General features: G+C 66.2%; 25 protein-coding genes, 4 tRNA genes and 1 riboswitch. Of the genes, 20 read left to right on the forward strand and 9 right to left on the reverse strand.

Annotated elements, in window-relative coordinates; all coding sequences use genetic code 11:
- The 4 genes from N5E02_RS14685 to N5E02_RS14700 form a co-directional block, all read left to right on the forward strand.
- On the forward strand, window positions 1–581 hold a 581-nt coding region (locus N5E02_RS14685), incomplete at its 5' end, for a TolC family protein (RefSeq protein WP_279946415.1).
- Window positions 578–1,717: an ABC transporter permease gene (locus N5E02_RS14690; RefSeq protein WP_005415989.1), complete on the forward strand. Its 1,140-nt coding sequence runs from the start codon at window positions 578–580 to the stop codon at window positions 1,715–1,717. The genes N5E02_RS14685 and N5E02_RS14690, both read left to right, overlap by 4 nt.
- Before the next feature lie 10 nt (window positions 1,718–1,727).
- Complete coding sequence (locus N5E02_RS14695) at window positions 1,728–2,456, forward strand: ABC transporter ATP-binding protein (protein ID WP_065179820.1); 729 nt, start codon at window positions 1,728–1,730, stop codon at window positions 2,454–2,456.
- A complete protein-coding gene (locus N5E02_RS14700; RefSeq protein WP_065186117.1) occupies window positions 2,453–3,373 on the forward strand; it encodes an HlyD family efflux transporter periplasmic adaptor subunit in 921 nt (306 codons plus the stop codon). The genes N5E02_RS14695 and N5E02_RS14700 overlap by 4 nt, the downstream gene beginning before the upstream one ends.
- A 4-nt stretch (window positions 3,374–3,377) precedes the next feature.
- Here N5E02_RS14700 and N5E02_RS14705 read toward each other — a convergent pair whose 3' ends face one another.
- Window positions 3,378–3,827: a hypothetical protein gene (locus N5E02_RS14705; RefSeq protein WP_065179822.1), complete on the reverse strand. Its 450-nt coding sequence runs from the start codon at window positions 3,825–3,827 to the stop codon at window positions 3,378–3,380.
- Between the two features lie 133 nt (window positions 3,828–3,960).
- Here N5E02_RS14705 and N5E02_RS14710 point away from each other — a divergent pair.
- The 5 genes from N5E02_RS14710 (at window position 3,961) to N5E02_RS14730 (ending at window position 5,914) form a co-directional block, all read left to right on the forward strand.
- A tRNA-Gly gene (locus tag N5E02_RS14710) sits at window positions 3,961–4,036 on the forward strand.
- A gap of 142 nt (window positions 4,037–4,178) precedes the next feature.
- Window positions 4,179–4,254: transfer RNA gene (locus N5E02_RS14715), tRNA-Gly, on the forward strand.
- A gap of 66 nt (window positions 4,255–4,320) precedes the next feature.
- Window positions 4,321–4,394: transfer RNA gene (locus N5E02_RS14720), tRNA-Cys, on the forward strand.
- A 117-nt stretch (window positions 4,395–4,511) separates the two neighbouring features.
- Window positions 4,512–5,426 (forward strand): ADP-ribosylglycohydrolase family protein, encoded by a 915-nt coding sequence (locus tag N5E02_RS14725; protein WP_139728084.1) that lies wholly within the window; start codon window positions 4,512–4,514, stop codon window positions 5,424–5,426.
- Between the two features lie 218 nt (window positions 5,427–5,644).
- On the forward strand, window positions 5,645–5,914 hold the full coding sequence (locus N5E02_RS14730) for a hypothetical protein (RefSeq protein ID WP_005415995.1): 270 nt from the start codon (window positions 5,645–5,647) through the stop codon (window positions 5,912–5,914).
- Window positions 5,915–5,936: 22 nt separating this feature from the next.
- On the opposite strand, the gene N5E02_RS14735 is transcribed toward N5E02_RS14730, so the two are convergent.
- Window positions 5,937–7,013 carry a hypothetical protein gene (locus N5E02_RS14735; protein WP_279946416.1) on the reverse strand — a complete coding sequence of 359 codons (1,077 nt, stop codon included), beginning with the start codon at window positions 7,011–7,013 and terminating at the stop codon, window positions 5,937–5,939.
- A 189-nt stretch (window positions 7,014–7,202) separates the two neighbouring features.
- Here N5E02_RS14735 and N5E02_RS14740 point away from each other — a divergent pair, with 189 nt between their 5' ends.
- The gene (locus N5E02_RS14740; protein WP_005415997.1) at window positions 7,203–8,036 is read left to right on the forward strand and encodes an AraC family transcriptional regulator; all 834 of its coding nucleotides are present in this window, start codon (window positions 7,203–7,205) and stop codon (window positions 8,034–8,036) included.
- A gap of 3 nt (window positions 8,037–8,039) precedes the next feature.
- Here N5E02_RS14740 and crcB read toward each other — a convergent pair whose 3' ends face one another.
- Both crcB and N5E02_RS14750 read right to left on the reverse strand, forming a co-directional pair.
- Window positions 8,040–8,432, reverse strand: a complete 393-nt coding sequence (gene crcB / locus N5E02_RS14745) for a fluoride efflux transporter CrcB (protein WP_139726952.1) — start codon at window positions 8,430–8,432, stop codon at window positions 8,040–8,042.
- A gap of 81 nt (window positions 8,433–8,513) precedes the next feature.
- A riboswitch (Fluoride riboswitch) is annotated at window positions 8,514–8,577 on the reverse strand.
- 22 nt (window positions 8,578–8,599) lie between these two features.
- On the reverse strand, window positions 8,600–9,001 hold the full coding sequence (locus N5E02_RS14750) for a helix-turn-helix transcriptional regulator (RefSeq protein WP_139728086.1): 402 nt from the start codon (window positions 8,999–9,001) through the stop codon (window positions 8,600–8,602).
- Between the two features lie 111 nt (window positions 9,002–9,112).
- Here N5E02_RS14750 and N5E02_RS14755 point away from each other — a divergent pair, with 111 nt between their 5' ends.
- Both N5E02_RS14755 and N5E02_RS14760 read left to right on the forward strand, forming a co-directional pair.
- Window positions 9,113–9,316: a hypothetical protein gene (locus N5E02_RS14755; RefSeq protein ID WP_005416000.1), complete on the forward strand. Its 204-nt coding sequence runs from the start codon at window positions 9,113–9,115 to the stop codon at window positions 9,314–9,316.
- Between the two features lie 359 nt (window positions 9,317–9,675).
- On the forward strand, window positions 9,676–9,912 hold the full coding sequence (locus N5E02_RS14760) for a hypothetical protein (protein WP_005416001.1): 237 nt from the start codon (window positions 9,676–9,678) through the stop codon (window positions 9,910–9,912).
- A gap of 9 nt (window positions 9,913–9,921) precedes the next feature.
- Here N5E02_RS14760 and N5E02_RS14765 read toward each other — a convergent pair whose 3' ends face one another.
- Together N5E02_RS14765 and N5E02_RS14770 are read right to left on the reverse strand one after the other, a co-directional pair.
- Window positions 9,922–10,971 carry a 4Fe-4S dicluster domain-containing protein gene (locus tag N5E02_RS14765; protein ID WP_065179313.1) on the reverse strand — a complete coding sequence of 350 codons (1,050 nt, stop codon included), beginning with the start codon at window positions 10,969–10,971 and terminating at the stop codon, window positions 9,922–9,924.
- Window positions 10,968–11,255, reverse strand: a complete 288-nt coding sequence (locus tag N5E02_RS14770) for a hypothetical protein (protein WP_014036651.1) — start codon at window positions 11,253–11,255, stop codon at window positions 10,968–10,970. The genes N5E02_RS14765 and N5E02_RS14770 overlap by 4 nt, the downstream gene beginning before the upstream one ends.
- Window positions 11,256–11,434: 179 nt before the next feature.
- Here N5E02_RS14770 and N5E02_RS14775 point away from each other — a divergent pair, with 179 nt between their 5' ends.
- Both N5E02_RS14775 and hemN read left to right on the forward strand, forming a co-directional pair.
- Window positions 11,435–11,875 (forward strand): group III truncated hemoglobin, encoded by a 441-nt coding sequence (locus tag N5E02_RS14775; RefSeq protein WP_032954077.1) that lies wholly within the window; start codon window positions 11,435–11,437, stop codon window positions 11,873–11,875.
- Window positions 11,876–11,919: 44 nt separating this feature from the next.
- A complete protein-coding gene (hemN, locus tag N5E02_RS14780) occupies window positions 11,920–13,329 on the forward strand; it encodes an oxygen-independent coproporphyrinogen III oxidase (protein ID WP_053500383.1) in 1,410 nt (469 codons plus the stop codon).
- A gap of 21 nt (window positions 13,330–13,350) precedes the next feature.
- Here hemN and N5E02_RS14785 read toward each other — a convergent pair.
- A tRNA-Leu gene (locus N5E02_RS14785) sits at window positions 13,351–13,437 on the reverse strand.
- A 130-nt stretch (window positions 13,438–13,567) separates the two neighbouring features.
- On the opposite strand from N5E02_RS14785, the gene N5E02_RS14790 reads away from it, so the two are divergent.
- The 4 genes from N5E02_RS14790 (at window position 13,568) to N5E02_RS14805 (ending at window position 17,709) form a co-directional block, all read left to right on the forward strand.
- Window positions 13,568–14,002, forward strand: coding sequence for a BLUF domain-containing protein (locus N5E02_RS14790; RefSeq protein WP_005416006.1), 435 nt, complete (start codon window positions 13,568–13,570; stop codon window positions 14,000–14,002).
- Between the two features lie 143 nt (window positions 14,003–14,145).
- Window positions 14,146–15,432, forward strand: a complete 1,287-nt coding sequence (locus N5E02_RS14795; RefSeq protein WP_005416007.1) for a nucleotide sugar dehydrogenase — start codon at window positions 14,146–14,148, stop codon at window positions 15,430–15,432.
- A 55-nt stretch (window positions 15,433–15,487) separates the two neighbouring features.
- Window positions 15,488–17,110, forward strand: coding sequence for an FMN-binding glutamate synthase family protein (locus N5E02_RS14800; protein WP_065179312.1), 1,623 nt, complete (start codon window positions 15,488–15,490; stop codon window positions 17,108–17,110).
- A gap of 137 nt (window positions 17,111–17,247) precedes the next feature.
- Window positions 17,248–17,709, forward strand: coding sequence for a GNAT family N-acetyltransferase (locus tag N5E02_RS14805; RefSeq protein WP_053500365.1), 462 nt, complete (start codon window positions 17,248–17,250; stop codon window positions 17,707–17,709).
- Between the two features lie 39 nt (window positions 17,710–17,748).
- Here the strand turns inward: N5E02_RS14805 and N5E02_RS14810 are convergent, their stop codons facing one another.
- Complete coding sequence (locus tag N5E02_RS14810) at window positions 17,749–18,996, reverse strand: TIGR03862 family flavoprotein (protein ID WP_065185232.1); 1,248 nt, start codon at window positions 18,994–18,996, stop codon at window positions 17,749–17,751.
- Window positions 18,983–19,417: an FKBP-type peptidyl-prolyl cis-trans isomerase gene (locus N5E02_RS14815; protein ID WP_005416011.1), complete on the reverse strand. Its 435-nt coding sequence runs from the start codon at window positions 19,415–19,417 to the stop codon at window positions 18,983–18,985. The genes N5E02_RS14810 and N5E02_RS14815 overlap by 14 nt, the downstream gene beginning before the upstream one ends.
- Window positions 19,418–19,487: 70 nt before the next feature.
- Between N5E02_RS14815 and N5E02_RS14820 the strand changes: the two genes are divergently transcribed.
- Window positions 19,488–19,853, forward strand: a complete 366-nt coding sequence (locus tag N5E02_RS14820) for a DUF6164 family protein (protein WP_188239109.1) — start codon at window positions 19,488–19,490, stop codon at window positions 19,851–19,853.
- Between the two features lie 436 nt (window positions 19,854–20,289).
- Window positions 20,290–21,049 (forward strand): sulfurtransferase (locus tag N5E02_RS14825; protein WP_279946417.1); only part of this gene is annotated, 760 nt, incomplete at its 3' end.

The raw sequence follows: 21,049 nt of genomic DNA on the forward strand, positions 1-21,049 counted from the left end.
TGCTGCGCTACCGCCCGCAGATCCTGCTGGCCGAATCAGAGGTGATGCAGGCAGCGGCCAGCAAGGGTTCGGCGCGCGCAGCGATGTATCCACGGGTCAGCCTTGGCGGCTCCATCCTGTACGCGTACAACCTCACCCAGAACGCCCGCTCCAATTCCGATTCGAGCCCGTCGATCGGCCCGTACATCGATATTCCGCTATGGGACTGGGGCCAGCGTCGCGCGCGCTTCCATGCCAATGAAAAGCAGCTGGATGCCGCCTTGCTGGGATACCGCAAGGCGGTGCTGGAAGGCGTGAGCGAAGTGGAAGGCGCGCTGGGCAGCCTGGCGCGGCAGGACAGCAGCATCCAGTCGTTGCGCGCGGCCAACGACGCCGCCGGGCAGCAGGTCAAGCGCCAGGCGCGGCAGGTGCAGCTGGGTCTGTCCAGCGAGTTCGATGGACTCGACACGCAACGCGCCGCACTCGCCTCGCAGGCTGATCTGATCGCTGCGCAGGGTGCGCGCGTTCTGGCCTTTGCATCGCTGTACCGCGCCCTCGGCGGCGCCCCGCTGCCTGCCGAGGGTGAGGGCGAGCCACAATGATCGCACTCGCCCGCAAGACCCTGGCCTATGAGTGGCGCCGGTTCCTGCCGGTGGTGCTGGCGATGTGTTTTGCCGGTGTGCTGTTGATCGTGCAGGCCGCACTGGTGCTGGGCATCTTCGGTACCGCTGCGATCTATGTGAAAGCGTCCTCGGCTGATATCTGGGCTGGTTTCCCCGGCACCCAGAGTGTGAATTACGGCCATGCAATCAGCGCGGATGTGGAAAGCCATCTACGCATGGACCCGGATGTCACCCGCGTCGAGCCCTACGAGTGGGTCGATGGCGAATGGCGATCCGGCGCGCAGGGCACCGGCAATGTGTCGGTGTACCTGTCCGGTATCTCCACCCGGGACGATGCGATGATGTTCGCGCGCATCCTCCCTGCCAACCTGCGCGCGCAGCTGCGCGAGCCGGGTGCGGTGATCGTCGACAGCGCCGATCTGGATACGCTGGGCGTGGACCTGCAGAACAACCGTGCCTGGATCAATGGCAAGGCGGTGCGCGTGGTCGCTGCACAACCGGGCCTGCGGGGCCTGGGCGGCGTCAACGTGCTGGCCTCGCTGGATACTGCGCGTGCCATCGCCGGTACCGACCCACATGAGGGCAGTACCTACTTCGTGGCGGGCCTGCGCTCGCCGGACCTGGCCGGTCGTGTGCGTGACCGCTTGTCCGCGTCGATGGGCCGGGCCACGCCGGTCGAGTTCTGGACCGCGCCGGAATTCGCCAGCCGCTCTCAGCAGTACTGGTTGTTCGATACCGGCGCGGGCATCGCGGTGTTGTTCATGGCCGTCATCGTCTGCTTCGTCGGCGCGGTGATCACCAACCAGTCGTTCGCGTCGGTGGTGGCTGGCTCAGTGCGCGAGTACGCCACGCTCAATGCGCTCGGTGCCGGTCGCTACGCGCTGGCGCGGGTGGTGTTCGAGCAGGCCTTGCTGATCGGCGGCGTGGGCATGTTGCTGGCGGCAGCCTTCAGCACGGTGGTGCTGTTGATCGCGCAGACCCAGCGCGTGCCGGTGCAGCTGACACCGATGGTGATCCTCGGCTGCGTGGCGCTGGTGGCGGTGATGGCCATGCTCTCCAGCATCATGGCGGTGCGCAGTGTCGTCCGCTCCGATCCATCGTTGCTGCTGCGTTGAGGACCGGCCGATGACTTCTACACGCGCCGTCGCTCCGACCCTGCGGGCCGACGCATTGGAAAAAGGCTTCATGTCCGGTGATGTGCAGGTGCCGGTGCTGCGCGGCCTGTCGCTGGACATCTATCCCGGCGAGCTGACCCTGGTGTCGGGCCCGTCCGGCTGCGGCAAGAGCACGCTGCTGTCGCTGCTGTCCGGCCTGTCCGCACCCGATGGCGGTCGCGTGCACGCGCTGGGCCAGGACGTGGGCCACATGACCCGCAGTGAAGTGGAGCGTTTCCGCCTGCACCATGTCGGCTTCGTGTTCCAGGGCTTCAACCTGTTCCCGGCACTGACCGCGCTGGAGCAGGTGCAGCTGCCACTGGGCTACCGCGGCATGCGCAATCGCGAAAGCGAGCCGCTGGCCCGCAAGGCGCTGGAAGAAGTCGGCCTCGGCCATCGAAGCCACATGCGCCCGGCGCAGCTGTCCGGTGGCGAGAAACAGCGCGTGGCGGTTGCCCGCGCGTTTGCCAAGTCGCCGACCCTGATCTTCGCAGACGAACCCACCAGCGCGCTGGATGCCGAGAACGGCCAGCGCGTGATCGACATCCTGCATCGATACGCGCGTGCGCATGGCGCCACCGTGCTGTGCGTGAGCCACGATCCGCGCCTGATCCGGCATGCCGATCGGGTGATCGCCATGGAAGACGGCATGGTCCGTGATGACCGCCGCCAGAACGAAACCGTAGAGTCCGCCCCATGACCAAGACGTCGCATCTGCTTCCCCTCAGCCTGGCCCTGTCCGCGGCACTGCTGCTCGGCGCCTGTTCCAGGGAAGCGCCTACCGCTGCATCGGCCCCCTCAGGCAAGGAGGGTACTGCCGCCGCCGGCAAGGTCGCCGTGGCGCGTGGCATCATTGACGTCGAAGGTGGCCTGATCGCACTGGCGCCGCCGGTGGATGGCTCGATCACTGCAGCGCCGGTGAAGGAAGGCGCCACGGTGAAGAAGGGGCAGTTGCTGCTGTCGCTGGATGGTGCCCTGCTGCAGCAGGAGGTGGCGATGGCCACCGCCGATCTGGCCTTGGCCAATGACCGCCTGAAGGGCAGCCAGGCGCAGCTGCGCGAACTGGAGCGCAGCGCCATCCGTCTGTCCACGGGCGCCAGCGAAGGCGTGTCCTCGAACCAGCAGGCCGATGCGGCCAAACAGCAGTTGGCTGCTGTGCGTGCCGATGTCGACGTGGCCGGTGCGCAGGTCGACATGGCGCAGCACAAGCTGGAGCACGCGAAGCTGAGACTGCAGCAGATGTCGTTGAGCGCGCCGGAAGCCGGCACCGTGGTCGGCCAGGTGCCGGGCGTCGGCGCCTTCGTGCAGGCCGGCAAGCCGGCGATCTCGTTGTTGCCGGCGCGCCCGCTGCAGGTGCGTGCCGAACTCAGCGCCGCCTACGCCGATGCCGTGCAGGTGGGCATGAGGGCTACTGTCGTGCCGGACAGTGATGGTGCGGAGAACATGGGCACGCTGCCGCCTGCACGCGTGGTGCGCATCAGTCCGGTGTTTGCGCAGGCACGCCTGCCTGAAGATGCAGGACGTGGCATGGCCAAGGTGGTGGAGTGCGTGTTGGAGTTCGACGGGCAAGCCAAGGCGCGCTTCGGCCAGCACGTGCGGGTGGAGTTCCGGAAGTAAGCCTCTAGCGCTGCGGCGGGGGAGTCTGTGGTGACCCGCGCCGCCAGAGCGCCCGCCACGCGCTCACCGCCGACACCACGCACAGCGCCAGCAGCAATCCCACGTCCAGCAGCAGCAACCACAGCAGGTGCATGCCTTGTACCGGCGGCTGGTGCATCGCCGACAGCATCCACGGTATCGACCACACCAGCAGCAGGGCGAAGGCGATCAGCAGGCGCAGCCACAGGCGTTTGAGTTTCCACGGGCGCACGATCAGTGCCGCCACCACCAGTTCAACCGTGCCCAGCAACGCGAACACGATGACGGTGCTGGTCGGATAGGGCAGCTGGGCGCCTTCCAGGCGATGCAGCAGCCAGTAGTCCGGAGTGAAGCCAGCATTGACAAGTGCGGCGATCAGCGCCAACCAGGTCAGCGCGACCAGCAACCAGAACAGGCGGACGTAGCGTCTCGGCATCGGGGGTGTCCGTGCTTGGGCGGGGCAGCGTAACCCAGTGCGGACGCCCGTGACCGCATGATGTGAAGACTGTTGACGGCGTGAAGGAATTTGGACACAATAGCGCTCCTTCGACGCAGGTCGAATGGAATCTGCGGGAATAGCTCAGTTGGTAGAGCGCAACCTTGCCAAGGTTGAGGTCGCGAGTTCGAGTCTCGTTTCCCGCTCCAGATTCTACAGGGCCCCGGTAGGGGCCTTGTTTTTCTCCCGCCACGGCAAGGCGGGGCACGTTGGGCCACAAGGCTTTACGCGCAGTCAGAAAAGTGAAATCGCTGGTGTGTTTTCCGGATTTCCGGTAGCATGTCGGCTTACGCGGGAATAGCTCAGTTGGTAGAGCGCAACCTTGCCAAGGTTGAGGTCGCGAGTTCGAGTCTCGTTTCCCGCTCCATGTTCCGACAGGCCCCATCTTGGGGTTTTGTCTTGTCAGGGCTAGGTTCCTGGCGCGCAGTACGTTGGCCTCATGGCAGAGTGGCTATGCACCGGATTGCAAATCCGTTTACAGCGGTTCGATTCCGCTTGAGGCCTCCAATTGAAAAGCCCTGACTCCGGTCAGGGCTTTTTTGTTTGGCTGCGATCGATTCCCCGCTCGCGCGATCACCGCTCGGCAGTCAGTCATGGCAGATGCGGTGGCGCTACACTCGTGTGATGAACCAGATTGATCACTTCCGCGGCGCCTTGCTCGGCCTCGCGTGCGGCGATGCCGTCGGTACCACGCTGGAGTTCAAGCCTCGTGGCAGCTTCACCCCGATCACCGACATGGTGGGTGGTGGGCCGTTCCAGCTGCAGCCGGGGCAATGGACCGACGATACCTCCATGGCGATGTGCCTGGCCGAGAGCCTGGTGCGTTGTGACACCTTCGATGTGCACGATCAGATGAACCGCTACGCCAACTGGTACCAGCATGGGTACTGGAGTGCGACCGGCGAGTGCTTCGATATCGGTATGGCAACGCGGGCTGCCATCGACCGGTTCCTGCAGGACGGCCAACCGCTGGCGGGTAGTGACGACCCACGCAGCGCTGGCAATGGCTCGATCATGCGTTTGGCGCCGGTGGCATTGCGCTACGCCGGGACTCCCGACCTGCAGGCCATGGCCGAGCTGAGTTCGCGAACGACGCACGCTGCGCAGGAGTGCCTGGAGGCGTGCCGCTTGCTGGCGGTCGCGCTGGAGCGGGCGTTGGCAGGTGGCACCCGTGACGCGGTGCTGGATCTCAGCAATGTCCCTGTCGAGAGCGCGCGGCTGCGGCAGATCGCGGCGGGCGGCTACCGCGGTGCCGCGCGTGAGCAGATCCGTGGCAATGGCTATGTTGTCGACAGTCTGGAAGCTGCACTCTGGTGCTTTGATCGCCACGACACCTTTGAAGCCGTCGTACTCGAGGCGGCCAATCTTGGCGAGGACGCCGACACCACGGCCGCCATTGCGGGGCAGCTGGCGGGCGCATTCCATGGTGCGCGCGGAATCCCCGGGCGGTGGTTGCAGCGGCTGGCCCTGCGTGCCGAAATCCAGGCGCTGGCCGATGCGCTGCACGCCTTGAACCAGGGCAGCGACCGCGCTGCGTGAGTCGGGTTCCCTGCCTGTGAACTGCGCCGGCAGGATGCTCCCTGCCGCCGCCATTTCCGACGCCGCGCTGCTTCACCTGCAGCAGTCCGCCACGCCCCGGTCACCAGTCTCAGCGGGCCACGACATGGAAAGGCGCTATGGTCGAGTTCCACGTCTCAGGGAGCCGCAATGGCGAGCAAGGACATCACGCGTCGTTCCAGCCACGGAGCGAAACGGAAATGAGCAAAGTCACGGCAGATGTGCGCTGGTTGACCTTCCGCTTGAAGAACGGGCAATCCATTGGCCCTGATCGGCTGAAGGACGGATGGGTCATCGCCTCGGAAACCGCCCGCTGCGGGGTGCGCCGCGAGCATATCGAAGGGTCGGGCCTGGTGTATGCCCTGTACGCGCCGGCCAACCTGGCCTCACCACGGCGCGCGGAAATGCGCATGCGCGAATTCCTGATGAGCTCGGGCTACACCTTCACGATGGGCACGCTGGGCGGCTGAGCTGCGCGCGGGCCGCGATTGCTCAACGCTGCGCGGCCTTCAACGCCTCGATGATCTGCGCGCCGGAGAAGCCACAATGGCCTTCGCCAACGGGCGGCAGCACCTGTGGCAGCGGACGGGCGCCGGCCCGTGCGGCCGTCTGCGGATACACTGTCTGCATGCGCGGCACGATCGTCGGGTCGTTGTTGTTGAACTGGATCACCAGCGGTCGCCTCAACGCACCGCTCAATGCCAGCTCCCTGCGGACAGCGGCCTGCGCGGCAGGCACGGCATCGATACGTTGTACGCCCGCATTGAACGCCATGTCGTCACCGAAGCCGCTGTAAGCCACACCTCTGTTGCCCACCGGCATGCCGCCACTGCGCGTGGCCAGTTCGTGCAGTACCAGTGCATGCAGGCTGATCGTGCCGGCCAGTGCATCAGCGGACACCTGCAGCCGCTGTGCCAGCAACGCGGCATGCGACGGGCTGCGTTGCAGCGCATTGGAGATGCCCTGGTACAGTTCGCCCTGTGACAGCGCAGCCGCTTCGCGTGAGACCAGTCCCGCAGCCGGCAGGCCTTCGGCCTTGGCAAAGAAGTAATCGAAAGCGACCAGCGTGGTCAGCAGATCACTCGCGATCTGTTCGCCACTGAGATTGGCGCCGCATAGCGACACACCACCGGCGTAGTGTTGCGGGAACCGCTCGAGGCTGGCGAGGGTCACGGCGCCGCCCATCGAAAATCCCAGCATCCAGACATGGCGCACATGCTTGAGTTCAGCCACTACATGCCGGCGCAGGCGTTCCATGTCGGTGATCGCATCGGCCACCGCCCAGCCCTGGCTGGCATAGGCGCTCTGCGCGACGGCGTAGCCTGCAGCCAGCAGTGGCGCGGTGCCGTCATTGGCGGCCATCGGCGTAGCACGTGGCACGCCTACCGGCTCGTAGCCGTGCGCCAGCATCACCAGGTCACCGTTCCAGTCGGCCGGCACGTCCAGGCGCCACGGCGCGCCCAGCAGCTCGCCGCTCAGCGTGCGTGCCGCCGTTGGCGCTGACGCCAGCAAGGTCGTCGAAGGCAGCAGCAGGCCGAGGGCGAGGGCGCATCGAAGCAGGGCGGGCATCGGGGTCATTCCATGCGGGAATGACCCCGAGCATAGATGCCAGCGAAATGTTGCGCGCGCTGCACTGCCGCAGGAAGGGCGGGCTGGGGGGGGGGGCACCCGCTCCCCGAGTTGATCACGTCCGCTACGGGGGTGATTCCGATACGATGTGTCGCCTTGATCTCTTTCTACTTTACCCAGGGTCCCGTCATGGTCGACCGTCTCGCCATTCTGCTTGAACGCTTTGCGGTTACCGCCTCGGTGTTCCATGCCGGCGCGCTGTGCGGCATCAACTCGCTGGCGGGCGAGGATGACGCTGGGCAGCTGCATCTGGTGCGACGTGGCCCGTTGCAGGTCAGCCATGGCCAGCAGACCGTCCAGGTCGAGGTGCCGAGCCTGCTGCTGTACCCACGGCCGATGCCGCATCGGTTCAGCACCGATCCGCAGCACGGCGCCGACATGGCCTGCGCTAATCTGCATTTCGAGGGCGGGCGGCTCAACCCGATCAGCGCGGCGTTGCCCGATTTCATCTGCCTGCCGCTGGCCGATCTCTACGGCGGCAACGCAGCGCTGGAGCTGCTGTTCGAAGAAGCCTTTGAGCAGCGCTGCGGGCGTGCGGCGATGGTCAACCGGCTGTTCGAGGTGGTGATGATCCAGGTGCTGCGGCAGCTGATGGAAGGGGGCGAGATGCGTGGTGGCCTGTTTGCCGGGCTGGGGCATCCGCGGCTGCGGCTGGCGCTGGTGGCGATGCATGAGGCGCCCGCACAGTCCTGGACCCTGGAAGACCTGGCCGAGGTGGCCGGCATGTCACGCAGCGTATTTGCTGCCAGTTTCCGTGAGGCGATGGGCACCACCCCGGGCCAGTACCTGCAGGGCTGGCGGGTGGGCCTGGCGCAGCAGGCACTGCGTCAGGGGCGCCCGTTGAAGCGGATCGCTGATGACGTTGGCTATGGTAGCGAAGCCGCGCTGTCGCGCGCATTCAAGGCACATACCGGGCAGTCGCCGCGGGAGTGGCGCGGACAGGCCCGCGCCGGCGCGGGCTGAGCCTCAGCCCAGCACCAGCCGGGCCAGTTTCATGCCACCGAACAGGCCAACCAGGCCCAGTGCCACCGAACCGCCGGCGTACAACGCTGCCAGGCCATGCTGGCCGCGCTGCAGCAGCAGACCGATTTCCAGCGCGTAGGTGGAGAACGTGGTGTAGCCGCCGAGGACGCCGGTGGCCAGCAGAAGGCGCAGCTGCGGCGACGCGCCATTGCGCAGGGCGAAGGCTTCGACCAGCGCGCCCATCAGCAGTGCACCGCTGATGTTGATCAGGAAGGTCGACCACGGCCACGGGTTGCCGACCGCTACCCGCGTACCGATCAGGTTGCAGGCATGGCGAAGGCAGGCGCCGAGCCCGCCGCCGACGAAGACCAGCAGATAATTGTTCAGTGCGTGCATCACATGCCTCGGTTGCGGGTTCGCTGATTTGATGGCGAACGCCGACGGCAGGCACGGCCCGCCATCGACGAAGACCGGTTCGTCCTGGCAGGAGCCATCAGCCCTTTCGGGCGGTTATCGGGGGAGCCCCATCCCCATCCGCGACCATGCTACCAGTGGTAGTGCATTCACGTCATCGAGGTCGTCAGCACCCGGATGACCTTGCCGCGGCTGAAGCCGTCCATCAGCAGTTCGAAGGCCAGCAGGTCCAGGGCCGCGTGGCGGCGATGGTCGATCTGCAATCCCTTCTCCTCCACCAGATGGCTGACCAGTTCGTAGGCGTCCTGCCAGACATCCAGGTGGGCCTGGCTGGGGATATAGGTATTGCCCCGCTCACCGACGCCAAGCCCGCTCACGCCGTACAGCAGTTCACGCGCGTCCAGTTTGGCCGCATCGGCGATGCGGAACAGCTGTTCGGCCTTCACATGGGCGGGGCTGACATGGTCGTTGAGCCAGTTGCTGATGGTTGCCGTCGTCGAATCGGCGGCGCGGGCCAGATCGGCCGGGCGAGGGTGCCCGGCTTTCTTCATGGCAATGGCGAGTCGTTGGCCGAGAGTATTCATCTATGCAAGCCAGCTTAACGCGTGGATCGCAAAGTTCCCTTGTTCCAAGAATAAGTCTGGTTAACAGAAGGACCGACCGTGACCGAATTCTGGAGCAAGGGGCAGGTACGCGCCCGGCTGGGTTTCCGGACCGATGCCGAACTGGCGCGCTTTTTTGGCATAAGCCGATCTGCCGTGTCGCAATGGCCCAAGAACTTCCCGATTCCTGCGCTACGCCAATACATCCTGCATCAGCGCTATCCCAACCTGTTCCCCGCGACTGAGGATACGCAGGGCGAGTAAGCCTCAACTGCGCCGCCTTTTGTCGCATATAGCACCCTAAGCGGCATTTGCTAAGTATGCTTGGCAACATTGGAAACTTCGATGAAACGGGGCTGGCCCATCAATGGCGCCTACCAGGGCGGGACCGGGGAAATCGGGGCAGTGTGTCGGGTCCGACCCATCCGGGCACCCCGTGTCCCCGTATGTGGTTTCGTGAACGATTAATAATTTCGATCACGAAAGTCGCGGTATGTAATTGACCTGTCGTGAAATCTATGACTAATTGGGATCAACCGGACGTGAAGCCCGGGAGTCTTTCAGTAGCTCGCAAGTGAGTCGGTAGACCGTCAACGATGCAGAACAAGTCCAACGGAGGTCGTATGGAATACGGCATGCATGGCTTGGCTGAACGGGTACGCCGCGAACTGGAAGCCAGTTATCACAAACACGGATGCGGTCCGGCGTTCTGGGATACCTATCAGCAGGTGCTGGACCGCCTGGTCCCGCAGGGGACCGAGCGTACCGAAGTCACCAATGAAATGGCGCTGATCATCGAGCAGCTGGGCATCGTCCGACGTGCGCAGCTGGTGCCGCCGCACGCCAACGGGCCGCGTTGATCCGTTGATTCAAAGCAGGCGCCAGGCGCCGCAGGCCAACAGCGCCAGCAGTATCGACAGCAGTGCCAGGGTCCGCGGTCGCCACCATTGCCGCGGTTGCCCGGCCATGGCCTGCGGACTGCAGTAGCGCACCAGCCCCGGGCCGAAACCGGCCTGGTGCTGCTGCCGCGAGCAGGCCTCCAGGCAGGCGCCGCAGGCCAGGCAATCGGCCTGAGGTCCCTGGCGGATATCCAGTTGCATCGGGCAGGCGCTGACACAGGCAGCGCAATCGGTGCAGTCGCCCAGGCGGTCGGCGCTGAAGGTGGGCATCGGTCCGGCCAGCAGCGGATGTGCAGCGCGGAACACGTAGTCCTGTGCGGTGGTCGGGTCGAGCAGGCCACGGCCGCGTCCGAGCACGCCCCCCAGCCCCGACGGACGCATGCCGCGCGGTTCGCCGCGGCGCGCGTCGTACAACATGCGGGGTGTATGCGGATCGGTCAGCAGCGGCTGCAGGCGCGCGAACGGGCACAGCGAACGGCACACCTGCTCGCGCAGGAAGCCGGCATTGCCCCAGGTGGCGGCGGCATAGAACAGCACCCAGAACGTTTCCCAGCCGCTCCAGCCGGCATGCGGCGCGGCGGCCACCAGTTCTTCGATCGGGCTGAACAGACCGACGAACGTGATGCCGGTCCACAGCGACAGCAGCCCCCATGCCACCTGGGTGGCAGGGCGCACGGCGGGCGCTGGCAAGGCCCGGGCCATGGCGCGCGCAATCCAGTCGAAGGCGCGGCGCCATAGCGTCTGTGGGCAGGCGTGGCCGCACCAGATGCGGCCGACGAGGTGGGTGAGCAGCGCGAGGCCCACCGCCAGCACCGCCAGCAACCCTATCAGCACGCCAACATCGCCGGGCCACAATGTCCAGCCAAACAGGTCAAAGCGCCGTGCGTTGATGTCCAGCAGCAGGGCCTGCCGCCCATTCCAGCGCAGCCATGGCAGGGCATAGAACAAGGCCAGCAAGAGCATGCTGAGTGCGGCGCGCCAATGCCAGCGGCGTGGGATTCCGGTGCAGGCCGTACTCATCCCAGCGGCAGCTCGTCGTCGTCGTCGCTTGGCATCGGTCGCTGCAGGTACCAAGTGACCGCGCTGGACAGTGCGGTCACCGACCAGAACATGAAGAATCCTGCCGTATAGCCCAGTTCGCGGCTGATCGCCGTACCCGGAAAGCTGATCGCCTGCAGACGCAGCGGGTCGACAAAGGCGAAGAACACCACGCTGGCCAGGCCTGCAGCGATGAAGCTGGGCCAGAGGATGGCGCCCCAGTGCTGGATCAGCTGCTGGCGGCGGCTGGGAGAGGGTCTGTTCATGCTGTCCCGGGTCGGAATGAGGGCGGCGCGTATACTCCGCCGAGGCTGGCGCAGCATCCGCAGGGCATGCTTCCTGCAGGAATGCCAGACTAGGTGCAGCGGACTGCGCCGACATTGATCTGGATCAACGGCGGTGCCGGCCGGCTACGGCACACTGCCGGCAAGCTTTGGATACCCCGATGAACGCAATATCGCCGCCTGTCCTGCCCGTCGCCTCGCCCGGGCTGTGCACTGAGCAGGAAGTGACCCGCCTGGTCCACGACTTCTATGCACGCGTGCGCGAGGAGGAGCGGTTGGGGCCTGTGTTCGAGGCACACGTCCACGACTGGCCGGAACATCTGGCGCAGCTGGTCGATTTCTGGTCGGCAATGCTGCGCGGCACGCGCCGCTTCAAGGGCTCGCCGATGTCCAAGCACATGGCCATCGAGCTGGACAAGGACCTGTTCGACCGCTGGCTGGTGCTGTTCCGGATCACCACCGCCGAGTGCGGCAACCCGCCCATGCAGGCGCTGGCCAACGACGTGGCCGCGCGCATCGGTGACACCTTCTGGAAGCGCTACCAGATGCTGCGCTGGCCGCAGGTCGGCCTGCCGGTGCTGGAAATCCCCACCCGCGATTGATCTGGGTCAAGGCGGTGGCGTCCGCCCGGCGCGATGCTGGCGGCATGGACACGTTCTCACCCGCCGCCGGCGGTCTTGCCTGGACCTTCGACCCCGACCTGCTGCGCCGGCATGACCGGCCGGGGCCGCGCTACACCTCGTATCCGACCGCGCCTCACTTCCACGATGGCTTCGATGCGCCGGCGCTGCGCCAGGCAATCGCCGACAGCAACCAGCTGGCCCGCGCGCTGTCGCTGTACGTGCATGTACCGTTCTGCTCCAGTCCCTGCTTCTACTGCGGCTGCAACCGGGTGATCACCCGCGACCGCGGCCGTGGCCACAGCTACGTCGCGCGCGTGCTGGCCGAGGCCGACCTGCTGGCGCCGCAGTTCGAGGACGGCCGTGAAGTCATCCAGCTGCACCTGGGCGGTGGCACGCCGAATTTCCTCGAGGCCGAGGCGATGACCACGCTGGTGGAAGGGCTGCGCCGGCGCTTCGATTTCAGCGATTCACCGCAGCGCGATTTCTCGATCGAACTCGATCCGCGCTTCATCGATACCCGCGATGTCGCCATGCTGGCGCGGCTGGGCTTCAACCGCGCCAGCCTGGGCGTGCAGGATTTCGACCCACAGGTACAGGAAGCGATCAACCGCGTGCAGGGCGTGCAGCAGACGCTGGACATCCTGCAGGCCTGCCGCGACAGCGGCATGCGTTCGGTCAACGTCGACCTGATCTATGGGCTGCCGGGACAGAGCCTGGAAGGGTTTGGCCGCACCCTGGAACGGGTGCTGGCATTGCGCCCGGATCGCCTGGCGGTGTACGGCTACGCACACCTGCCGCATCTGTTCCGCGCACAGAAGCAGATCGACGAACGCCGCTTGCCTTCGCCGGAAGACAAGCTGGCGCTGCTGGGCCTGGCGGTGGAGAGGCTCTCCACTGCGGGCTACCAGTACATCGGCATGGATCACTTCGCACTGCCGGAAGAAGATCTGTCACGCGCGCAGCGCGCCGGGCAGCTGCATCGCAATTTCATGGGCTATACCACCCACGCCGATACCGATCTGCTCGGCCTGGGCGTGAGTGCGATCAGCCACATCGGTGCCACCTACAGCCAGAATCCGCGCGACCTGCCGTCATGGGAGGATGCCGTGGACCAGGGGCAGTTGCCGGTGTGGCGCGGCGTGGCGCTCAGCGCCGACGACCAGCTGCGCGCAGAACTGATCCAGCAGCTGATGTGCCAGGGCGAAGTGGACGGTGCGGTGCTGGGCCAGCGCCATGGCGTGGATTTCGAGCAGTACTTCGCCGAAGACCTGCGTTCGGTGCAGCGGCTGCAGGAGGACGGTCTGGCCGAGTACCGTGACGGTGTAGTGCGCGCCAGCGAGCCTGGACGGCCGTTGCTGCGGCTGCTGGCGATGTGCTTCGACCCGTACCTGCGTGCGGCCTGCGAGCAGCCGCGCTACTCGCGTGCGATCTGACGTTCGTCGTGAAAAGTGCGATGGTGCCCGGAGCCGGAATCGAACCGGCATGGGGTTGCCCCCGGCGGATTTTAAGTCCGATGCGTCTACCAGTTTCGCCATCCGGGCCTGCAGCGCGGCGCCGATTGTAGCCCAGCTGCGGAATCCCGACCGGATTGCAGTGGAGCGGCGGTGTGCTTAACTGTCGCTCCCATTCATGTCATAGTCCAAAGCATCGTTCCCAGGGGGGAGCCACCCGATGTCGCTGCACGCGATTGCCTATGCCAGCGAGGCCCGCGCCGACCTGCAGACAACCGATCTTGACCGCCTGCTGGCCGATGCCACCGCATTCAACCGAGTAGCCGGTGTCACGGGTGTGCTGATGTTCGATGGCAGCCGTTTCCTGCAGTACCTGGAAGGCCCGGAGGATGGCATCGATTCGGTGTACCAGCGCATCGCCAATGCGCGCAGCCATGGACAACTGAAGGTGCTGTGCCGCGCGCCGGTGGCGCAGCGGGCATTCCCGCGCTGGTCGATGGGGACCCGGCGCATTGAGGCAGAACTGCTGGTACAGATCGTCGACGCCTCATGGCCGGGCTTCGTGCTTGGCTGCGGTGGCTTCGAGCGCCTGCTGCAGGCCTGGACCGGCGCCGATGGTGAACTGGAGCCGGCCGCGGTCGCACTGGGCTCCTGACCCCACCTTGGCGGCCGGGCACCCGGGCCGTTAGGCTGTAGCCTTTCTGGCATGGATCTTCCCGGAGTGGCAAAGCGAATGAGTAGGTCGGCCATGCCCATGGCAGTACGCATGCGATTTCAGCCGTTGCATGGGATGCGGCGTTGAGCGCGCCGCTTGCGGCAGCAGCGGCGCCGCGCTTCGCGGTGATCGGGCTGGGCTACGTGGGCCTGCCGCTGGCGGTGGCCTTCGGCCGGCACTGGCCCACGCTGGGCTTCGACATCGATGCTGATCGCATCGCCGAGCTCCGCGACGGCCAGGACCATACGCTGGAAATGGAGGCCGATGAGCTGGCCAGTGCACAGCAGTTGCAGTACGGCAGCGATCCGGCATTGCTCGATGCCTGCAATGTCTACATCGTTACCGTGCCGACCCCGATCGACGCCTATGAGCAGCCCGATCTGGAGCCGCTGCGTTCGGCAACGCGGCTGATCGCCAGCCACCTGCGTGCGGGTGACCTGGTGATCTACGAATCCACGGTGTACCCCGGCACCACCGAAGAGGTCTGCGTGCCGTTGCTGGAGCAGCTTTCCGGGCTGCGCTTCAACGAAGACTTCTACTGTGGTTACAGCCCGGAGCGGGTCAGCCCCGGCGACCGCCAGCGCCGCCTGGCCGATATCCGCAAGATCACCTCGGGGTCGACACCGGAAGTGGCTGCGGTGATTGATGGCCTCTACCAGCGCATCATCGCCGCCGGCACCTTCCCGGCGCCGTCAATGCGTGTGGCCGAAGCGGCCAAGGTGGTGGAGAACATCCAGCGTGACGTCAACATCGCGCTGGTCAATGAGCTGGCGCTGATCTTCGACCGGCTCGGCATCGACACCCAGGATGTGCTCGACGCCGCCGGCAGCAAGTGGAACTTCCTGCCATTCCGGCCGGGCCTGGTCGGCGGCCACTGCATCGGCGTGGACCCGTACTACCTGCTGCACAAGTCCGAGAGCGTGGGCTACCACCCGGACCTGATCCACACCGCGCGGCAGGTCAACAACCGCGTCGGCGAGCATGTGGCGTCGCGTGTGCTGGCAATGCTGGCCGAACGTGGCCGCGTACCTGCGCAGTCGCGTATCCTGGTGCTGGGCGTGACCTTCAAGGAGGATTGCCCGGACCTGCGCAACAGCCGCGCGCTGGAACTGGCGCAGCGCCTGCGTGATGCCGGCGCACAGGTGGAGGTCAGCGACCCGTGGGTCGGCCCGGCGGCATTGGCCGACGCGGGCGTGCACTGGCTGGCCGAGCCGGTGGCGGGGAGTTACGACGCCGTAGTCCTGGCAGTGGCCCATGCCCGATTCAAAGCCATGGATGACGCCGCAATCCAGGCGCTGCTGGCACCCGGCGGCATCGTCTACGACGTGAAATCGGCCTGGCCGCGCAATGTGGTTGACGGTCGCCTGTAAACGCCGGTGACGGCCGGCGCGGTAGACTCGCAGGCAGTTGCAACCAAGGAACGCCATGCACCGGTATATCGTCTACCTGCTCGCCATCCTGATGTTTCCCATCTGCCTGTGGTTGGCCACGATCTGGCCGGCCTGGTACTGGGGCGTCGGCCTGACTGCCGCGATGGTGGCGCTGGGGACCTGGGATCTGCTGCAGAAGCGCAGCACGCTGCGCCGCAACTATCCGGTGATGGCGCATTTCCGCTATGGCCTGGAATCAATCGGCCCGGAAATCCGCCAGTACTTCGTGCAGAGCGACCTGGAGGACGTGCCGTTCTCGCGCCAGCAGCGTGCGCTGATCTACCAGCGCGCAAAGAACGAAATGGACACGGTGCCCTTCGGTACCCTGCGCAGTACCTACGCGGTGGATTACGAGTGGATCAACCATTCGCTGGCTCCCACCTCCATTGCCAAGCATGATTTCCGCGTGCTGATTGGGCCGAACTGCGCCAAGCCTTATTCGGCCAGCGTGTTCAACATCTCGGCGATGAGCTTCGGTTCGCTCTCGGCCAACGCGATCCGCGCATTGAACGAAGGTGCGCGGCGCGGCGGCTTCTACCACGACACCGGCGAAGGTTCGATTTCGCCCTACCACCGCGAGATGGGCGGCGATCTGGTCTGGGAAATCGGCTCGGGCTACTTCGGCTGCCGTGACGAGAAGGGTGGTTTCAGCGAAGAGCGCTTCGTCGCCAACGCTACCGATGACCAGGTCAAGATGATCGAGATCAAGCTGTCGCAGGGTGCCAAGCCGGGCCACGGCGGCGTGCTGCCGGCACCAAAGGTGACCGCCGAAATATCGGTGACCCGTGGTGTTCCGATGGGGGTGGACTGCGTATCGCCGTCGCGTCACTCGGCATTCTCGACGCCGGTCGAACTGTTGCAGTTCGTGGCCCGGCTGCGCGAGTTGTCCGGTGGCAAGCCGGTCGGTTTCAAGCTGGCCATCGGCCACCCCTGGGAATGGTTCGGCATCGCCAAGGCGATGCAGGAAACCGGGCTGCTGCCGGACTTCATCGTGGTCGATGGCGCCGAGGGAGGCACCGGCGCGGCACCGGCTGAATTCGTCGACCATGTCGGCGTGCCGATGCATGAAGCACTGCTGCTGGTGCACAACACCCTGGTAGGCCTGGACCTGCGCGAGCGCATCCGCATCGGTGCCGCTGGCAAGATCACCAGTGCGTTCGACATCGCGCGCACCATCGCGCTGGGTGCCGACTGGTGCAATGCCGGCCGAGGCTTCATGTTCGCGCTGGGCTGCATCCAGTCGTTGAGCTGCCACACCGACAAGTGCCCGACCGGCATCGCGACCCAGGACCCCGCGCGCTGGAAGCATCTGGATGCACCGGACAAGGCCACCCGTGTGTACAGCTATCACGAGCACACGCTGCATGCCTTGAAGGAACTGTTGTGCGCGGCGGGCCTGAACGATCCGGCCGAGCTGGGGCCGGAGCACATCCTGCGTCGCGTGTCGCCGGTGGAAATCCGTTCGCTGGCGTCGCTTTACCGTTACCTGGAACCGGGCGAGCTGCTGCACACGGTGCCCGACCATGCGGTGTTCCATGCATTCTGGGCCGATGCGCGCAGCGACTCGTTCCAGCCGCCGCCGAAGATCCAGGCTCTGCGCGCCAGCAAGTCGCGGTAGCGTGATGTTGTAGAGCCGAGCCCATGCTCGGCTGTTCTTCGTTCCGACCTCGCGATGACTGATTGAAAAGCAGTCAAGCATGGCTTGACTCTACAGAAAGGCAGCCGAGCATGGGCTCGGCGCTACAAGGAGGCGCCATGCAGTTCAGGACCGGTAGCATCGACGATGTCGCCACGCTGTGGGCGCTGCGCACGCGCTGTGTGCGCGAAACCTGCAGCAGCCATTACCCTCCCGAGGTCATTGCACCGTGGTCGGCCTCGCCGCCACCGTCGCAGTACGCGCGGCTGTTGTCGCAGGGCGGATGCGTGGTGGCCGAGGACGGGCAGGGTGGCCTGCTAGGCTTCGGCGTCTTTGATGTCGATGCCAATGAAGTCGATGCGTTGTTTGTCAATCCCGATCGTGGCGGCGAGGGGATCGGCCAGGCGCTGATGCAGCGCCTGTTGGCAATGGCCGATCGTGAGCGCGAGGTGGTGCTGTCGGCGTCGCTCAATGCCGTGCCGTTCTATCAACGGCAGGGCTTTGTCAGCGTGCGTGAGGAAGCCTATGCGCATCCCAGCGGTGTGGCGTTGGCCTCGGTGAGCATGCGCAGGCCGTGGTGATGTGGCGTCGAGCATGGGCTCGACGCTACCCCGCAGGCGTCACCGCTCCGCCAACCAACCGATCACGCCCTCGGCGGCACGCCGGCCACTGGCGTAGCACGCGGTCAGCAGGTAGCCGCCGGTGGGGGCTTCCCAGTCCAGCATTTCACCGGCGCAGAACACGCCGGGAACGGCCCGCAGCATCAGGCCGTCATCCAGCGCATCCAGGCGCACGCCACCGGCGGTGCTGATCACCTCGGCCATCGGCCTTGGGCGCAGCAGGCGCAGCGGCAGGCGCTTGAGCGTGGCAGCCACAGCCGGCAGGTCGTTGCCGGCCTCCCTGCCAAGAATCTCGAACACGAGTGCGGCCTTCACCGCATCCAGACCCGCCTGGCGGCGCAGGTGCTCGCCGAAGCTTCGGCCCTTGCGGGGACGTGACAGGTCGGCCAGCAGGCGCGCCTCGTCGCGACCGGGCACCAGGTCCAGCCACAGCATTGCGTGGCCATCGCGGTTGATGGTCTCGCGCAGGTCGGCGGCCAACGCGTAGACCAGACTGCCTTCAATGCCATATTCGCTGGCCACGCACTCGCCCTGCAGCGACCGAGGTTGTCCAGCCAGGTCGATCCAGTGCGCGATCACCGGCTTCAATGGTGCGCCGGCATTGCGCTGGGCAAAGAACGGCGTCCAGTCCACGTCGAAGCCACAGTTGGCTGACTGCAGCGGCGCGATGTCCACGCCACGCGCCTGCAGTGGCACGACCCAGGCGCCATCACTGCCCAGCTGCGGCCAGCTGCCCCCGCCCATCGCCAGCACGGTGGCATTGGCGCGGACATCGACTTCGCCCGCATCGGTGGCAAAGCGCAGGGCGCCGTCGTCGCTCCAGCCGATCCAACGGTGGTTGGCGTGCAGGCGCACGCCCTGTTCCTTCAACCGGCGCACCCAGCCGCGCAGCAGCGGCGCCGCCTTGCGGTCGACCGGGAACACGCGGCCGGAGCTGCCCACATAGGTTTCCACGCCCAGGCCGTTGGCCCAGTCACGCAGTGCCTGTGCGTCGAAGCCGTCCAGCCAGCTGCCGACCACAGCGGCCTGCTCGCGGTAGCGGCTGTCGAACAACGGCCGCGGATCGGAATGGGTGAGGTTGAGGCCGCCCTTGCCGGCGATCAGGAACTTGCGGCCAGGCGACCCCTTGGCCTCGTACAGGTCGACCTCCAGCCCAGCGGCACGCAGGTGTTCGGCGGCGAACAGGCCGGCCGGGCCGCCGCCAATGACGACGACCCGATGGGGCATGGCGGCATTACGGTTTGACATCGAGCAGCTCGACGTCGAACACCAGCGACGAGCCCGCCGGAATCGGGCCGACCTTGCGGTCCCCGTAACCGTAGTCCGGCGGAATCATCAGCGTGCGCTTGCCGCCGACCTTCATGCCGGCCACGCCCTCGTCCCAACCGCGGATGACCTGGCCGGCGCCGAGCGCGAAGGTGAACGGCTCGCCGTGCTTGAAGGAGCTGTCAAAGGTCTTGCCGTGCTTGGTCTCGGTACGGTTGTCGTAGATCCAGCCGGTGTAGTGCACCGTGACCTTGCTGCCGGCGATGGCTTCGGCGCCGGTGCCGGGCACGGTATCGATCCGCTCGAAGGTGGTCAGCGTGCCGCCGGGCGGCGGGCCGGATGGTTCGGTCGAGCAGCCAGCGGCGGCGAGGGACAGCAGCAGGGGAAGTAGCAGGCGGCGCATCGGGCGTCTCCAGAAGGGCGCGGGGCGAGGGCGGCAAGGGTAGCGCATCGGCGCCGGGTATCATGGGGCCATGGCAAAACTCCTGCTCAATCTGCGTAATGTCGGCGACGACGAATATGCCGATGTCTGCACGCTGCTCGACCAGCACGGCATCGCCTGGTATCGCACTGAACCCAGTCCGTGGGGCATTTCCAATGGTGGCCTGTGGCTGCGCGACGACGATGATCATCCGCGTGCGAAGGCGTTGATGGCCGAGTACCAGGCCGAGCGCGGCCCTCGCATCCGCGCTGAGCGTGAGCAGGCATTGCGCGAGGGGACGGCGGAGACATTCGGCAGCCTGTTCCGGCGCCGGCCGGCCTATGTGGTGCTGGTGCTGCTGGCGATGGCCGGTGCGGCGGCACTGGTGTTGCTGCCGTTCGTGCTGTTGCGGGGGTAAGGGGGCGCGGCCGGGTTGCACCCGGCACCCGCAGAGGCAACGGCAACGTCAAAAGCTGGTTTCCGTGGGATGGCGCGGCGGTGTGGGCAGGCGGGACACGCCGTAGACCCCGCTTCGCGGTCCGGCCCAGCCGCTGGCGGCTGTGCGTTCGGGCGCCTGCGAAGCAGTGCTTCGCAAGCAAAGCGCCTCACCCCTGGGGGCTCGATGGCGCCTTGCTCGTGTGCGCTGTCCTGCGCACACGGCAAGACCGGGGTTGGGCGTCCTGCCCAACCCGCCCGAGGCATGCCTCGGGCCCATGGCGCCAACGGTCCCGCCTGCCCACACTTCCCCGCCTCTGACAAGTTCTGGGTACCTGCCGGGGTCGGATCCCTCTGCCGCGCAGAGGGCCCTGACCCCTGAATCTGTCTGTGCGGGCGGGAGGCGCTAAAATGGCGGGATGATCGCCAATACCGCTGCCTATCATTTCGCCGTCATCGACGCCCCCCAGGCCCTGTGCGACCAGCTGCTGACCCTTGCCGAGACGGCGCAGCTGCGCGGCACGATCCTGGTGGCGGGCGAGGGACTGAACCTGTTTCTGGCGGGGGCGCCGGAGGCGGTTGAGGGCTTCTATGCAGCGCTGCATGCCGATGCGCGTTTCGCCGACATGCGGGTCAAGACCAGCCTGAGCAAGCATCAGCCGTTCGCGCGGCTGAAGGCCAAGGTGAAGGACGAGATCATCAGCTTCCGCCGCGATGACGGCCAGCCGCTGGACTATCCGCGCGCACCAGCGGTTGATCCGGCCACCGTGCAGCGTTGGTTGCGGCAGGGGCATGATGACGCCGGCAAGCCGGTGGTGATGCTCGATACCCGAAATCTGCAGGAAGTGGAGTACGGCACCTTCAAGGATGCGCTGGTGTTGCCCATCCGCAAGTTCACCGACCTGCCCGAGGCGCTGGCGCCGCATCGCGATGCGCTGCGGGACAGCACCGTGGTCAGTTTCTGCACCGGCGGCATCCGCTGCGAGAAGGCCGCGCTGTGGATGGTCAATGACGGCATGGACAATGTGCTGCAGCTCGATGGCGGCATCCTCGGCTACTTCGAGGAGGTGGGCGGCGAAGGCTACGAAGGCCGCTGCTTCGTGTTCGATGAGCGTGTGGCGCTGGATGCCGAGCTGAAGCCGATGGTCGACCAGCCGCTGCCCGAGCCGCGCCCCAGCG

This window comes from Stenotrophomonas sp. GD03777 (assembly GCF_029842485.1).
Taxonomy (GTDB): Bacteria; Pseudomonadota; Gammaproteobacteria; order Xanthomonadales; family Xanthomonadaceae; genus Stenotrophomonas; species Stenotrophomonas sepilia.